The organism is Streptomyces sp. NPDC054842 (assembly GCF_053611025.1).
This window is the reverse complement of sequence record NZ_JBSGZN010000014.1, coordinates 136,170-151,057: the sequence shown is the minus strand read 5'-3', so window position 1 is coordinate 151,057 and position 14,888 is coordinate 136,170. Positions and strand designations below refer to the sequence as shown.

Annotated in this window: 16 protein-coding genes; 8 read left to right on the top strand and 8 right to left on the bottom strand. The window is 69.6% G+C overall.

The annotated features are described in order from the left end of the window. Positions 1-12 precede the first annotated feature (12 nt). Entirely contained in the window at positions 13-1,926 is a 1,914-nt protein-coding gene (locus tag ACWGIS_RS14135; protein WP_453362664.1) for an albusnodin/ikarugamycin family macrolactam cyclase, read from the top strand. Then, entirely contained in the window at positions 1,923-2,792 is an 870-nt protein-coding gene (locus ACWGIS_RS14130; RefSeq protein WP_453362663.1) for a lasso peptide biosynthesis B2 protein, read from the top strand. Before ACWGIS_RS14135 ends, ACWGIS_RS14130 begins: the two co-directional genes overlap by 4 nt. Before the next feature lie 237 nt (positions 2,793-3,029). On the opposite strand, the gene ACWGIS_RS14125 is transcribed toward ACWGIS_RS14130, so the two are convergent. Next, positions 3,030-3,188, bottom strand: coding sequence for a hypothetical protein (locus ACWGIS_RS14125; RefSeq protein ID WP_453362662.1), 159 nt, complete (start codon positions 3,186-3,188; stop codon positions 3,030-3,032). 679 nt (positions 3,189-3,867) lie between these two features. Between ACWGIS_RS14125 and ACWGIS_RS14120 the strand changes: the two genes are divergently transcribed. The 3 genes from ACWGIS_RS14120 (at position 3,868) to ACWGIS_RS14110 (ending at position 7,512) form a co-directional block, all read left to right on the top strand. Beyond that, the gene (locus tag ACWGIS_RS14120) at positions 3,868-5,088 is read left to right on the top strand and encodes a GNAT family N-acetyltransferase (protein WP_453362661.1); all 1,221 of its coding nucleotides are present in this window, start codon (positions 3,868-3,870) and stop codon (positions 5,086-5,088) included. A gap of 285 nt (positions 5,089-5,373) precedes the next feature. Continuing rightward, complete coding sequence (locus ACWGIS_RS14115) at positions 5,374-6,879, top strand: cryptochrome/photolyase family protein (RefSeq protein WP_453362660.1); 1,506 nt, start codon at positions 5,374-5,376, stop codon at positions 6,877-6,879. Positions 6,880-7,110: 231 nt separating this feature from the next. Beyond that, the gene (locus ACWGIS_RS14110; RefSeq protein WP_453362659.1) at positions 7,111-7,512 is read left to right on the top strand and encodes a DUF6221 family protein; all 402 of its coding nucleotides are present in this window, start codon (positions 7,111-7,113) and stop codon (positions 7,510-7,512) included. Between the two features lie 64 nt (positions 7,513-7,576). On the opposite strand, the gene ACWGIS_RS14105 is transcribed toward ACWGIS_RS14110, so the two are convergent. After that, positions 7,577-7,933, bottom strand: coding sequence for a hypothetical protein (locus tag ACWGIS_RS14105; protein WP_453362658.1), 357 nt, complete (start codon positions 7,931-7,933; stop codon positions 7,577-7,579). A 69-nt stretch (positions 7,934-8,002) separates the two neighbouring features. Next, on the bottom strand, positions 8,003-8,215 hold the full coding sequence (locus ACWGIS_RS14100) for a DUF4287 domain-containing protein (protein WP_453362657.1): 213 nt from the start codon (positions 8,213-8,215) through the stop codon (positions 8,003-8,005). A gap of 435 nt (positions 8,216-8,650) precedes the next feature. Between ACWGIS_RS14100 and ACWGIS_RS14095 the strand changes: the two genes are divergently transcribed. Together ACWGIS_RS14095 and ACWGIS_RS14090 are read left to right on the top strand one after the other, a co-directional pair. Further along, a complete protein-coding gene (locus tag ACWGIS_RS14095; protein WP_453362656.1) occupies positions 8,651-9,391 on the top strand; it encodes a dienelactone hydrolase family protein in 741 nt (246 codons plus the stop codon). A gap of 492 nt (positions 9,392-9,883) precedes the next feature. After that, a complete protein-coding gene (locus ACWGIS_RS14090; RefSeq protein WP_453362683.1) occupies positions 9,884-10,345 on the top strand; it encodes an SPW repeat protein in 462 nt (153 codons plus the stop codon). A gap of 118 nt (positions 10,346-10,463) precedes the next feature. Here the strand turns inward: ACWGIS_RS14090 and ACWGIS_RS14085 are convergent, their stop codons facing one another. Then, on the bottom strand, positions 10,464-11,000 hold the full coding sequence (locus ACWGIS_RS14085) for a 2'-5' RNA ligase family protein (protein ID WP_453362655.1): 537 nt from the start codon (positions 10,998-11,000) through the stop codon (positions 10,464-10,466). Between the two features lie 125 nt (positions 11,001-11,125). Continuing rightward, positions 11,126-11,536 (bottom strand): RidA family protein, encoded by a 411-nt coding sequence (locus ACWGIS_RS14080; RefSeq protein WP_453362654.1) that lies wholly within the window; start codon positions 11,534-11,536, stop codon positions 11,126-11,128. An 88-nt stretch (positions 11,537-11,624) separates the two neighbouring features. On the opposite strand from ACWGIS_RS14080, the gene ACWGIS_RS14075 reads away from it, so the two are divergent. After that, the gene (locus ACWGIS_RS14075; protein WP_453362653.1) at positions 11,625-11,999 is read left to right on the top strand and encodes a winged helix-turn-helix transcriptional regulator; all 375 of its coding nucleotides are present in this window, start codon (positions 11,625-11,627) and stop codon (positions 11,997-11,999) included. Positions 12,000-12,248: 249 nt separating this feature from the next. On the opposite strand, the gene ACWGIS_RS14070 is transcribed toward ACWGIS_RS14075, so the two are convergent. The 3 genes from ACWGIS_RS14070 to ACWGIS_RS14060 form a co-directional block, all read right to left on the bottom strand. After that, positions 12,249-12,611 (bottom strand): DUF2795 domain-containing protein, encoded by a 363-nt coding sequence (locus tag ACWGIS_RS14070; protein ID WP_453362652.1) that lies wholly within the window; start codon positions 12,609-12,611, stop codon positions 12,249-12,251. A 76-nt stretch (positions 12,612-12,687) separates the two neighbouring features. Next, complete coding sequence (locus tag ACWGIS_RS14065; protein ID WP_453362651.1) at positions 12,688-13,830, bottom strand: baeRF2 domain-containing protein; 1,143 nt, start codon at positions 13,828-13,830, stop codon at positions 12,688-12,690. A 294-nt stretch (positions 13,831-14,124) separates the two neighbouring features. Then, positions 14,125-14,736: a flavodoxin family protein gene (locus ACWGIS_RS14060; RefSeq protein ID WP_453362650.1), complete on the bottom strand. Its 612-nt coding sequence runs from the start codon at positions 14,734-14,736 to the stop codon at positions 14,125-14,127. Positions 14,737-14,888: the final 152 nt, after the last annotated feature.

Below are 14,888 nucleotides of genomic sequence, written 5' to 3'. Positions count from 1 at the left end.
CGGACAGTTGTCATGCCCCAATCCGCGTCCACCACCGCGATCCTGGACCTGTGCTACCCGCCCTCAGCCCTTCGCCCACCCGACGGGCCCACCATCGCGGGCCTGCTGCCAACGGCCCAGGCGCCGGCACCGGCACCGGCACCGCGTGGGGCCACCCCGCTGTGGCCGGGCGAACCCCTGTTCTGGTCCTGGGGTCCCTGGCATCCCGGTGAGGTCCGCACCGTTCAGCACGCACATACGCGACTGGCCGCCGTCGGCCAGTGCCTCGCCGACGACGTGACCATGCGTCAGGACTTACGGTTAGCGGTGCAGGACGGCCACTGGGAACGTCTGACCCGATGGCCCGGCGCCTACCTGCTCATCGTGCTGCACGAGGACGGCCACGTCACCGCGTATGCCGACCCGGCGGGACAGTTCCCCCTCTACTACGGGCACCACAGTCGGACCACGGTCCTGTCCACCCGCGCGAGAACCGCGGCGGCGCTGTCCGGAGCGACCAACCGGATCGACACGGCCGCGATCGCGGCGGACATCTTCTGCCCCGCAGTTCCGGAACTCGTCGAGGGGCGCACGACGTACGACGGGATCCGTCGACTCGGCGGCGGCCAAGCCGTCACCATCACCCCCTCCGGCGCCCTCACCCACTGGACGTACGAGGACCTCGCCCCCGACCCCGACACGCGATTCGAGGACAGCGCGGCCGAACTGCGGTCAGCCCTCACGCGCGCGGTCAGCCTACGCGCCGACATCGCCCCACGGACCACCTCTGACTTCAGCGGCGGCCTGGACTCCACCTCTCTGGCCTTCCTGGCCGCCCGGACAACCGGTCGGCCGCCTCTGGACGCCTTCGTCTACCACCACCCCGACGCCCCCGCCGGCGATCTCACCCACGCCCTGACCTACGCCGGGTCGGCCCCCACGATCCGGCTCGCCGTCACCCGTGGCACTGAGGACTCCCTGCCCTACAGCGGCCTGTCCGAGCACGGCCCTGCCGATCAGCCCGACCCGGCGGCGGTCATCGGCGCCCGACAGCGGCTGCGACTCGACCACATCGCACACGGCGGCCCCGGCATCCACCTGACCGGAGAGGGCGGCGACGCCCTGCTCGCCGCACCACCCGCCTACCTCGGTGACATCGCGGCCACCGCCGGACTGCGCCGGCTCCTGCGTGACGGGCGTGCGCTGGCCCGCATACGTCAGCTCTCGCCGGCGGAAGTTGTTCTGCGCGCCAGACGCCTGGCACGCACTCCCCTGCACCAGGCGATGGCAGAACTCGCCGCCCGTATCGAGGAACCCCTGGACCACCCGCCGCAGTGGTTGGACGCAGTGGCCTGGTGGCCCTCCCCGGGGCCCGAGGCGGCCTGGCTGACCGCCACAGCACGCCGACACCTGGCCGAACTGGCCGACGAGCGCGCTCGATCGGCAGGTGCCGCACATCATTCCGCGCACGCGACACCGGGCACCCGGGCAGTGCTGTGCGAGTTGCGCACCTCCGCCGCTGCGCAGACCCAGTTCACCAGCACGGCCCGCGCATTCGGTATCTGGCCGCACGCTCCCTTCCTGGACGGCGAGGTCGTACGGGCCTGCACCCGCCTCTCGTTGCACCACCGGATCGACCCGTTCACGGCCAAGCCGCTGCTGGCGTCCGCACTGACCGGTCTGGTCCCCGACTCCGTGCTGCATCGCAGGACCAAGGGCGACTATGCGGCCGAGAACTACCGTGGCGCCCGCCGCTCGGCGGCCCGGATCAAAGCGCGGCTCGGGCGGTCGCCGCTGGCCGACCTCGGCATCATCGAACCCTCGCGAGTGATCGCCTCGATCGAACAGGCGGTTGCGGGTCTGCCGGTACCCTTCTCAGCGCTCAACCGCCTTCTCGGCGCGGACCTTTGGCTGACGGCCGTCAGCAGCGGACAGGAGCGGCGATGACACGGCTGAGCGTGTCCGAACACGTCCGGGAAAGCACCTCACCGCATGGCGGCGGCGTGCTGCTGGACGTGCGGTCCGGCCGCTGCTTCGCAATGAACGCCATGGCCCGCACACTGTGGCAGGAATGGCGCCGCAGCGGGAACTTCGACGCCGCGGTACTGCTGCTGGCTCGCCGTTATCCGGACCTGCAGCACGACAGAATCCACGACGATGCACGCCGCCTCGCCGACGCCCTGATCAGCCTGGGTCTTCTCGCCACCCACGCCCCGATCCACACCGCACCCACGTCCGCGCAACCCGCATGCCCGGATGAGGCTGCCGATGTCCACCCTCTCGCACGGCGGCACCCGGACGGTGCCGGATCCTCCGCGCAGAACTCACCGGCCAGCCAGGTTCCGCCCGTGGCCGAAGTGCCCGCCGCAGCAGGACAGATGACCATGGCCGCCGAACCGGTACGCGACGCGGGCAGCCGCACCCTACGCGGCGCCGCGACCGCGGTACTCGGCCTGCTCGCACTCCTTGGGGCCCTCCTGCTGATCCGGCTGCCGCTGAGGGCCGTCTTCCGCACGGTGAGCTGGACCGCACGAGCCTGGTGTCGGCGAGAGGCCACACCGGACCATGCGTCAGCCACCCTCGCGGCGGTCAGGCGCGCAGCCCAGTGGTACCCAGGACGCGCCGCCTGCCTGGAGTTGTCTCTGGCAACGCTCGGGATCCTGACACTGACCGGTCGGCGGGCGGTGTGGTGCATCGGCACGGCGGACGACCCCTACCGCTTCCACGCGTGGGTGGAGGCGCAAGGAGTCGCCATCGCCTCGCCTGACGAGTACGGCAACGTCGAATTCCGCCGTGTTCTCTCGGTTGGCTGATCCATTGGACATTCCGGCGAAGAGTGCGACCCCTTCATGAGCCTTTTCCCGCCGCCTTGTTCAAATTGCACGCGTCCGGCGCTCCGCCGCGATCCTTACCGGATAGTTCCAAGAACGCCGTGGAGAAACCGAGCGGATTCCCCTTCATCGACCGGACTTTGTGCGCTAGCCTGACAAAGTGAGGGGGCGGTCACCGGTCTCCCGGCAACCGCCCCCTCAGAGGGACCTCCTCGTCCCTCAGGCGCGCGGCAACAGCGCGTCGAGCAGCGTCATGTCACCGTGCCCCTGAGTCATCCCACTCAGGAGCACCAGGACGATGACGATGATGACCACTCGCACGTGCTGCCAGTGCACAGAGACCGAACAGCGGGTGGTCATCGTCATCTTCACACCCATGTGATTCACCTCCTTGTCCCCACGCGTCAGCGCCGTACCCGACAATCAGGAAAAGCGGCAGCAACTCCGTGTGAGAAACAGTGTTACCGTCAACCTGCCGCAAAACAATGGCCTTTGTAGCGCCCCCCACGCGCCTCATGAGCCCCAGGACGGGGGAATGCACTCCGCCTCGCCCTTCAATTCACTTCCATGAGGTACGCGGTGAATGCCGTCACGTCATGAACTGAAAATTGAGATCGCTCTCCGTTCTTGGCGCCACCTCACGGGACAACGCGGAGGCAGGCCGCCTCACACCGCCGAGCCCATAGCGGACCTTCCTGCATCGCAGCCCTCACTCGGACACCTGTCGCGCCCGATTCGAAGGCGAACGGAAGGTACAGGACGCTCAACGTCATCGAATAACCCGAGGCGTGCGCAGCACCGGCGTCACTTCCACCTTCATCCGGTGATCCCGCACTCACAGAATGTGACACACCTCACACATGCTGTGCTTTCGAAGTGGTGCATCTGGCGCGGGTGTACGGATCAACAGCCGCGATCCAGCGCGGCAGGAGCGATCCGGCCATACGGCCGCGGACCCCGGTGCAATTCGCTTGACCCGGGTGCGGGGCAACGCTGCACTGTGCCCAGGCGTCATCACGAAGAAGGGCGCCGGCATCCGGAGGAGGCGGCGGCAGCGATGGAGATCCGTTCCACGACCGACAAGGATCTCGACGTCTTCGTCGATACCGTCCACGCCGCGTTCGGGCGCTTCCCGGAGACCCCGGTCGACGGCGGCGGACTCTGGTGGTCGGCGCTGGAAGTCGACCGGTGCGTCCTCGCGTCGACGGCGGACGGACGGCCCGTCGGTACCGCCGCCGCGTACTCCTTCGAGCTCACCCTCCCCGGCGAGACCCTCGTCCCGGCCGCCGGAGTGACCGCCGTGGGTGTGCTCCCCTCGCACCGGCGCCAGGGTGTGCTCAGCGCGATGATGCGACATCAGCTCGCCGAGCTGCGGGCCCGCGGGGAGTTCCTCGCCGTGCTGCTGGCGTCCGAGGCCCCGATCTACGGGAGGTTCGGCTACGGGTCGGCGACCTACACGGCACGGCTCACGGTGCCGCGCCGTCAGGCCGCCCTCGCGACTCCCCGGGCGCGCGGAGCCGCCGGCACGTCCGCAGCCGGCTCCGTCGAAGTCCTTCGTAGCGCCGACTGCGGAGACATCCTGGAAGAGGTCTACGACCGGTACCGCCGTGGTCAGCCCGGTGCGCTGTCCCGGCCGCACCGCTGGTGGACGCAGCGGGCGGGGCAGCCCCCGATCTCACCGGCACCGCGCTACGTCGCCGTGCACCGTGACGCGGACGGGGTCCCCGACGGGTACGCAAGCTACTCGATCAGCGAGCCCGACACCCTGACGGTCGACGAGACCATCACGACCGACGACGCCGTCTTCACGGCCCTGGCCCGCTTCGTACTCGGCCACGACCTGGTCGCCGACATCGAGTTCAAGCACCTCCCGCCGCAGCACCCGCTGCGCTGGCAGCTCGCGGACTTCCGCGCCGGCCAGGTGAGCAAGGACTCCGACTGGCTCTGGGTACGGCTGCTGGACATCCCTCGTGCGCTGACCGCGCGCGGCTGGTGCACGGACGGTGATCTCGTCCTCGACGTCGACGACCCGTTCCTCGGCGAACACGGCCGCCACCTGCTCACCGTCCGGGACGGCAAGGCCGACTGCGTCCCGACGGACCTGGAACCCGACCTGTCCCTGGACATCGGCGACTTGGGCTCGATCTATCTCGGCGGGACCGCCCCGAGCACGCTCGTGCGCGCGGGACACATACGGGCCCACCACCCGGGCGCGGCCCCCCTCGCTGACGCGCTGTTCCGTGCCGAGCGACCTCCTCACTGCCTGCACTGGTTCTGACCACGCTTTCGCGGTCTGACACGGCGCCTTCGCCGTTATCGTCCACTCCCGCGACGGAACGACTCGCACGCCTTCACGCCGGTCGCCGTCACCCGTCCGGGTCGGGACGCGCCGACTCGCGCCCGGCGGAGGCAGCGGCCCATCGCCGATCGTGTAGAGATGCCCGGTACGGGTGGCTGGGCCGGCGTCGGCCGGGGCACATCACGAGCCCCGCTCGGCGATGCCGTTCAGGACGGATGCCGATCCGCCACACAGACCGCGAGGCATCGGAGGCCGAGCGCGCTCATGACCACCGCTCACTGGCTCTTCGGCGACCAGCTGGGACCCCACTTCCTCACTCCCGGCAGCGACGGCTCCGAGCACGACGCGCCAGTGGTGATCATCGAGGCCCGTTCCGTGTTCCGCCGCCGACGCTTCCATCGCGCGAAAGCGCATCTCATCCTCTCCGCGATGCGGCACAGGGCCGCCGAACTCGGCGACAGGGCTCGCTACATCCGCAGCGAGACCTACCGCGAAGGGCTCCGAGAAGCGCTCGGGGACAGCGCGGTGACGGTGCATCACCCCACCTCACACGCGGCCCTCCGCCTCGTCCGGTCCCTCGACACCGTCACCGTCCTTCCGGCCCGCGGCTTCCTGGTCCCCCAGCCGGACTTCACCGCCTGGGCCGACGGCCACGGCGGCCGGCAACTCCGCCAGGAGGACTTCTACCGGTGGGTACGCCGCGGACACCATCTCCTCATGGACGCGGACTCTCCGGCGGGCGGCCGCTGGAACCACGACCACGACAACCGCGAGCCGCCGCCCAAGGACGTACGGACCCTCGACGCACCGCCGCCCTACCGGCCACACGAAGACGCGATCGACGACGAGGTACGGCACGACCTGGACCGCTGGCAGCGCAGCGGCGAGATCAGCTTCGTCGGAAAGGACGGACCACGACGCTTCCCCGCCACTCGGCGTGAGGCATCGGCGGCCCTCCGGCGCTTCGTCAAGCACCGCCTGGCGGGCTTCGGCCCGCACGAGGACGCCATCCTGCGGGCCGATCCGGTGATGAGCCACAGCCTGCTGTCGTCGTCACTGAACCTCGGCCTGCTGCATCCGGCCGAGTGTGTCGAACTGGCCGAGAACGCGTGGCGGTCCGGACAGGCGCCGATCAACAGCGTGGAGGGGTTCGTCCGGCAGATCGCCGGATGGCGCGAGTACGTCTGGCAGCTCTACTGGTACTTCGGCGACGACTACCGCCACAGCAACGCGCTGGCGCACCGTACGCCGCTCCCGGACTGGTTCCTCGAACTCGACGCGGACGCCGTCACCGCTCGCTGCCTGAGCACGGCCCTGGGCCAGGTCCGCGACACCGGCTGGACCCATCACATCCCGCGGCTGATGCTGCTCGGCAGTTACGCCCTTCAGCGCGGCTGGGACCCGCGGGCGGTCATGGACTGGTTCCACCGCTGCTTCGTCGACGGGTACGACTGGGTCATGCTGCCCAACGTGATCGGGATGTCCCAGTACGCCGACGGCGGCCGGATGACCACCAAGCCGTACACCTCGGGTGGTGCGTACATCCACCGCATGAGCGATCTGTGCGCCGGCTGCGCCTACCGGCCCACGGAACGCACGGGCGACCGGGCGTGCCCGTTCACGGTCGGATACTGGGCCTTCCTCCACCGGCATCGCCACCGGCTGTCCGGCAACAACCGCATGAGCCAGGCGGTCCGCGGCCTCGACCGCCTCCATGATCTGGACGAGCTGCTGCAGCGGGCCGGGGACGAGGGAGACGCTCCTCCGTGACGGGAGCGGCGCATGCCATGACATCGGCGGCGTGGTGACCGACCGAGTGGAGCGCGGGAAGCAGGGCGGGAGATGCGCCGTGAGGTCGTACTCGACGAGCGTGCGCGGGTTTCACTCGTGTCGTCGAGCGAGATCGCCGCTGCGTCGGGTGTCCGGCTCGCTACGGTGCAGGAGATCGAGCGGGTCACACGGGGTCGGCCAAGGACCGATCCCGAGCGAAGGGGATACCGGATGGATGAGCTGGTGCGGTGGCTCGGCGAGCAGCTCGACGACGACGAGTCGGCGGCACTGGGCGCCAAGGGTGACACGGACGGCCGATGGACGCGGGACGACGGGCCGCCGAAGGGCGTCGTGGTCGGTGACGAGAGCGGCACGCTCACGATGCAGCAGGCCCGCCACATCGCTCGCCACGACCCGGCGCGAGTGCTCCGCGAGGTGGAGGCGAACCGCCGGCGCCTCGAACGCCACACCCCGCAGATGATGGTCGGCCCCCAGAGCGACCCCGCCGACCCCACCACCTACGTCCTCGGCTGTCCGCCGTGCCAAGTGACCATCCTGGACGAGGCCAACTGGCCGTGCGTCGAGCTGCGGGACATGGTGGCGGCTTACGTGGACGGCCCCGGAGCGGGATGAACCTCAGCGCTGTCTCGCCGTGGTCTGCCAGCACTCATCGTCGATCGCCGATTGGTCACCCCGCTCAGGTCCTGAGCCGGTCATGCTGCACATCGAAACAGAGCAGCCCCATCGAGTCCGCCAGAGCCGCCGCGTAGGCCGAGACTTCCTCGGCCCTGCTCCAGTCCATCCCGAAGTAGAGAACGGGGCCACTTGCACCAGCGATCAACGGCCCCACCGACCAGGGCGACGTCTCGTGCTCGTCCTCGGTGACGTCACACCACCGCTCAAGAAGCGCCGCGAGATAGGCGGTGATGCGTTCAGACGGAGGTTCTTCGATCTCACCGTCGACATAGCGGTCGTACAGGTCACTGAAGGACCGACGGGCACTCCTATCGTCCGCCGGCCGCTCACCTTCCCAGACAGCCAAGTCGTAGCTCATGACCGAAGATTCTCGCACCACGCCTACAGCCAAAAGAAACGATGCATCAGCCACCCGCGAAGTACGGAACTACCTGCCGGTGTCCTCCGCGAGGGTGTGGGCGACGAGAGCGTTGGCGTGGCCGTGGCCCAGACCGTGCTCGGACTTGGGCCAGTGCACGAGCTCCATGTGCTTGCTGAGCGGCGAGGCGCGGATGAGCTCCTTCCACTCGGCGATCGGGCGGCCGTACTTCTTCTCGATGGAAGGGAAGTAACTGGCAGGGCCCTTCACTGCGTTGGTCATGGGTGTCCTCTTCTCTGTGTCGGGCGGTGTGGATGTTGTCGACGGTGCCGGCTGGAGCTGCCCGTATGTGGAGGCTCACGCTCCTGGCGTGTGGGTCATCGCGACGTCCTTCCGGCGAGGTGTTCTCGCTTGTCTGACCGATGGAGAGCCGGAAAGTCATCGCTCCGGACGAAGTGCTCTCCATGGCAGGGGCACTCCGGCCGCTCGCACCGGACACGCAGAGCGCCCCGACCCGGCGGAATCCGACAGTGAGGTGCCGCCGCGAAAACCGTTTGGCAGGCCAGGACAGCCCCTGCTACCTTCGCGGTGGCCGTGCGAGAGAACAAGGAGGTGGTACCCGTGAACGTATCGACATGGGTGCTCTCCTCCAGGGTCACGGTCGGGCAATAGGTCGTCCGGGAGCGCCGTTCAGCAGCACTCCCGAAAGGCACGACCATGGCCCTTCACTTCACTTCGCAACAGCGCCTCGACGACGGCGTCCTGGAACGTGAATTCACCCTCGGCGAGATCCCCGGCATACTGTGGACCCCCGCGTCCGCCCCCGCTCCGACGCCGCTGATCCTGCTCGGCCACCCTCCGCTGGGACTGGACAGAATGTATCCCCGGCTGTCGGCGCGGGCCCGGCAGGCCGCCGCGGACGGCTTCGCCTCCGCCACCATCGAATTGCCCGGCAGCGGGAAGCGGCCCCGTTGGGACGCCGCCGAGGAGGCTCGCGCCGATCTGCGCCGCGCTCTGCAAGCCGACGAGCCGGTCAGCGCCGAGACCGTCGACGCCCTCACCCTCCCGCTCGTCGACGCGGCGGTCCCGGAATGGCAGACCACCCTCGACGCCCTCCTGGCGCTGCCCGAGATCGGCGGCCCGGTCGGGTACTCGGGCGGAGTGATCTCCATCGGCGTGCGCCTCGCGGCGATCGATCCGCGCGTCGTGGCCGCTGTCCTCTTCGCCGGGAGTTTCGTACCGCGCGCCACGTTCGAGGACGCCCGCCGGGTCACCATCCCGCTGCACGTCCTGCTGCAGTGGGACGACGAAGGGAATGACCGGCAGGCGGCCCTCGACCTCTTCGACGCCTTCGGTTCAGCGGAGAAGGCCCTGCAGGCCAACATGGGCGGACACAGCGGCGTTCCGCAGCACGCCGGGGACACCGCGGCCCAGTTCTTCGTCCGGCACCTGAAGTAGAACGGGCCACCAGGCCGACAGCGAATGGTCAGCCGCTGACGAAGAGGCTGCTCGTCGCAGAACCTGCCCGGGGCTCTGCTGCTGTCGACCGTCGCGGGCCCCTGCCCACCTGGCAGGGGCCCGCACTGGCCACCCGGCAGTGGCCCACAGCGCTCCCACCACACATGCAGACGCGGCTGTTCAGCCGGCCACGCTTACCGGCACTCAGGTCGGCGTCTCCGGGCGCGAGGCATCGGCGGCATCTGTTCCTTCGGGGGCGCGTCGGACAGGGGAAACGCGCCCTCTGACCGAGCACCAGTCAGCCATGCATCCGCCGTGAAATATCCCCTCAGATAGTCCCCCTATACGTGTGTAAAGGCGCCATAAACAGCCACTCGGGCGCAAACAAGACCCTGTAGCGCAGAGGACGGCGGGGGACAGTGTCAGCTCGCTACCCGCCGCATCGAAGGACAAGAGGTGACAGCAATGTCCACGTCCGCTTCCCGGTCATCCATGGAGATGCATCCGGACATCGTCGAAATGCGTCAACGCCACGAAGTGGCCGAGCGTGCCACCAGCACGCCCCAGGGACAGATGGTCGGAACGCTGGCCTTCCTCACCGGGATCTACCTGGCGGCTTCCCCGTGGATAACGGGCTTCAACGGACTGTCGACGCTCGCCGTGACCAATCTGCTCGTGGGCATCGCGTACGCACTGCTCATGAGCGGTGGGTTCGGGCGGGCTTACGAGCGTACCCACAGCATGGCGTGGGGCGCCTGCGCCCTCGGCCTGTGGACGATCGTCGCGCCGTGGGTGGTCGCGGGCGACGTCAGCACCACGAAGACCGTCGTGAACAACGTCATCACCGGAGCGATAGCCGCTCTGCTGGCCATGGCCGCCAGTGCCGCCACTCGCGCGGCTGAGTCCCGCAAGGGCCGAGCGGGCATGACGGCGTCGTACGGCCAGCACGACTGAGTCCGCCGCACACCTCCGCCGACCATCGCACTGGCCGCTCGGGAGCAGGGAGGGCGGGTCCGCGCAGGTCACTCTGCCCGGACCCGCGAACTCACCGTCGGCCCCGGTCCGACTCGGGTCACTGCCGACGGGGCTCCAGCACCTGCAGCGTGCCGGTTCGGGTGTCGAAACTGCGCAGAGTAGTGAACTGAGCCGACAGCGGCGGTGCCGGCAGCAGCTCGGGGACCCGCCGGTCGGCGAAGGCGCCGGCCCGGCGGGTGCGCCCCAGGGTGATGTGCGGGCTCCAACGCCCGGGAGCGTGAAAGGGGTTGAGCGTCTCGGGCGGGCTGTCCGAGGCCACGGCCTCCCACACCCGGCGGTGCAGACCGGCCAGTGCGGAGTCGCAGTCCAGCGCCCAGGCCAGCACGGAGGTGGGCCGCTCGAAACGCACCACACCGGCGAAGCGCACCGGCAGCGGAAGGGCAGCGGCCACCTCGGCGAGCTCCCAGCGGATCGGGGCGGTCAGCTCCGGGCAAGCGGCCAGAGTGAGGTGCGGACTGTTCGTCGGTGAGGAATGGCGCGCCTGACTCGGCAAGCCCGCATCCGCCAGGCGACGCCAGGCCTCCCGGACCGCCAGCTCCGCCGACTCGTCCAACAAGAGCTCGACCGTACGCACGGTCGCAGCCTACCGGTGATCACCCCGCCGGCTTCGTCGCCGTCCCGGAGTGCCCCAGGGCTGGGCTTGCCTTGGCGCACGCGGCGCGCGTCAGAGCGAGCTCGGAAGGTACCCGCTCGGCGAGGTCAGTCGAGCAGCGCGGTCGCCTCGACCTCGACGAGGACGTCCGGCTCGAAGAGGTAGTCGACGCCGATGAGTGAGGCCGGCGGTATGGGCAGCCGGAGGCCGATCTCATCGGCGACGGACTGTACTCCGGCCATGAAATCGTCGATCCTCTCCGGGGTCCAACGGGTCACGTAGAACGTCAGACGCAGCACGTCGTCGAACGACGCGCCCGCGCCCGCCAGCCCCAGTGAGGTGTTGCGCAGCGCCTGGGCGACCTGCCCGGCCAGATCGCCGGGCGCGACCGGCGTTCCGTCCGCCCGGCGCGCGATCTGGCCGCTGACATGGACGTGCTTCGTCCCGGTACCCACGGCGACATGGTGGTACGGGACCGGCTGCAGCATGCCTTCCGGGGTGAAGTGCCGAACAGTCATGGTGTGTCCTCCTCGATCTAGGCATCTCACTAGGTATCTGTAAGCTACCTAGTGGCAGAAGGACACTTCAACGAGACCAGGTTTCGCCATGGATACCGACGACGAACTCAGCCTCGACGCGCCGCACCGCGAACTGCTCGACCAGGTCCTCGACAAGTGGTCGCTCAGCGTCCTCAACGAGCTCTGCGAACGCCCGTGCCGCTTCAACGAGTTGCGCCGGGCCATCCCCCAGGTCACGCAGAAATCGCTGACCGCGACACTTCGGCGCCTCGAACGCAATGGCGTGGTCGAGCGCGAGGTGCTCTCCACCCGGCCGGTCGCCATCAGGTACCGGATCACGCCGCTCGGCAAGACCCTGCGGCACCCCATCGACGTACTGCTGGCCTGGGCCGCGCAGAACATGCCCGCCATCGAGCGCGCACGCGAAGGCTTCGGCGCGCGGGAGGAAGACGCCGCACTGTGAGCCGTCGCTCCGATGCCGGTCGGTGGCTCCCGTCGCACCGATGCGTGTCGGTGGCTCACTTGGCACCGGCGTACGTCGGTGGCTCGGTACGCACCAGGTGGCTCGCACCTGCCGTGGTGGCGGGCCCGCGGCAGACGTGCGACGGGCCTGCGGCAGGTACGGTGCGCAGGGCCGCGGCAGGTGCCTTGGGCCGGCCGGCGGGCAAGTTCGGTGGGCGCTCAATTGGTCTGGGTACGACGGGCGAAGCGTTCACCTCGTGGGCTTGCCGCCCAGCGCCTCGACGACCTCGGTCACGTTGGCGTATGAGCCGCCCTCGGGGAGCTGTCGCGCCGCCTCCAGCGTCGGGTCCGGGGCGTGGTGCGCTTCGAGGGTGTCCAGCAACGTCTGTCGGTCAGCCGGGAAGGCGGTTCGCTCCAGATGGCGGGCCAGATCCAGCCGCAGAGCGTCCGCTTCGGCTGCTGCCCGTGCCTGGTCACGGCCCTCACCCGGTGGCGGGACGGGCCCGGCCGAGTCGACGTGGATGTCGTCGTCGGCCGGTGGCTCGGGATCGACCGCCTCCTCCACGTGCGTGGGCTGACCGCCACGCAGCAGCCCTTCCAACTCGTGCTTCATCTCGTCGTCCTTACGAGGACTGACCGGGTTGCTGCCTCGCTCCATTTCCACACACCGCCTTTCCTGATGTACGCGTCTAGGCCGCGCTCGGTTCGTTGGTCCATCGCAACAGGGCGCCGAGGCCGCCCGTCGGCACGTCCGCTCCCTGGCCGTCCGCGGCAGGGAGGAACAGCACGTCCGCTGCGGTGGCGGCGGCCGCACGCAGCAGCGCGTCATCGGCGCGTGCGGAGACGGGGTCCCCTTCTCCCAGGGTCTTGGCGTCCGTACGCCGGACCGCCACCTGGTCCGGGGCCGCACCCACCCATGTCTCGGTGGCCAGCTCCGGAGCGTCGGAGCGGATCAGGAGCGTGTCGATGCGGTGCTCCTGAGCGGCCTCCACCAGGGCCGGAACGCCTTCCACCGCGCCTGCGGCGTCGCCGGTGTCGGACCGCCCGGCGCGGAATCGCTCCAGCACCTTCTCGGCTCGACGCCGCGCGTGCTCTGCCCGGGCCTGCTCAATCGTCTCTTCGAGGACGCGGGAGTCGCTGCCCGCGGCGCGTCCACCGTGCTCCGTGTCCACCGTCACCTCTCGGATGCCCTGGGGCAGCTTCTCGAGTACGGCAGGCCGCTCACGCACGTCGCCGGCCAGGACGACCATCTCGGCGCCGGATTCCTCGTACGCCGAGGTGAGCGCCTCGGCGATCTCGCCGGCGTTGTGGTCCCAGGTGTTCTCGACCTTGAGCTGGAAGTGCCGCTCGGACCAGTCGGAGGAAGCCGTACGGTGGACCGGGCTCTGCCGACCCTCCACGTGCCCGGCGTCCTTCGGGCCCGCCGCACCTCGCAGTTCGAAATCCGCGCCGGTCCGGTCGACGTACGCCACCAGGCACAGCGGGTCCTGGCCTGCCAGCTCCAGCAGCGGCGTCAGGCGTGGCAGCGGCGCCCAGCAGGCGATGGGGCTCTGCGGCGGCCGCGAGAGACGGCACGTGAGCACCACCTCTCCCCCGGCGGCGAAGACGACCCGGCCCGCGGGATCTTCCTGCGGGGTGATCCTCGCCAGGGCTTCGCCCACCGCCTGGACGGTCGCCGTGTCGGCGCCGGCCTCCTCCAGACTCCCGCAGAGGTCCCGGACGGTCAGCTCCCGCCGTTTCGCTCCCGACTCGTCGTTCTGAGCGGGGTCGAAGTAGACGGTGGCCCACGGACCACGCCGGTCGAGAAGCGGCTCAAGGAATGACAACTGCACGGTTCCTCCTCTTTCATCCCGGGTCGAGACCGAGTGCCCAAAGAGAAGGCGAAAAACACGGGAACCGGAGATCAGCTCAGCCGACCCCTCCTTGCCGGTCGGCGGCTGCCGGCTTGCGGGTCCGCGGCTGCCTGCTTGCTGGTCCGCGGCTGCCTGCTCGGCCAGGGTCCGACCGGCCATACCGGCCGCTCGAACCCTGGCCGGACACCGCTTACGGCTATGCCATGCCGGCCGTTCAGGCCGGTCAGACACCGCTTGTGGCCATGCATCGCTCCCGTCGGCGCGGCGTGCGGGTCACTGGGGCGGCGCGTCCAGCGGCGTCGTGGCCAGCGCCCGTGCGACGCCGAGCAGGTTCGCCGCCATCGCGCGGCCGGTCTTCTGGGCCCAGTCGTGCCCGCGTTCGTCGTCGAGGTAGTCCGGACCCGGGCCCGGACCGAGGTGCCAGTACGTCCACGACTGGCCGGGGATGGTGTAGCCGATGTCGCACAGGGCGCCGTTGATCTCGCTGATGACGTGGTGCGCGCCGTCCTCGTTTCCGGTGACGACCACGCCGGCGACGCGGTTGTACGCGACCGGGCGGCCGTCGTCGTCCGCTTCGGAGAGCATCGCGTCCATACGCTCCAGGACTCGCTGAGCCACCGAGGACGGATGGCCCACCCAGGTCGGGGAGGCGATGACCAGGATCTCCGCCTCCAGCAGCTTGGCATGCACCGCGGGCCAGTCGTCCCCGGCGGCGACGGCTTCGCTGACCACGCCGGGGTGGATGTCGAGATCGACAGCGCGTACGTACTCCACCTCGACGCCGCCGTTCTCCTCCAGCCAGGCGCCGACCGCCTCAGCCAGTGCGGCGGTGTTGGACGGCTCCGGGGACTTCTTCAGCGTGCAATTGATCACTAATGCCTTCATGACACACGCGTACCCCGGTTTCGAGCGGAAGCCGCGCGCTGCACCCACTCGGGGGAAGGCCATCAGCGTCGTGGCCACAGACCGCTCTCCCCAGCGGCATGACGCACTGCGGTGGCGGCCTCGGAACGACCGGCTGCCCTCACTCCAGGGGC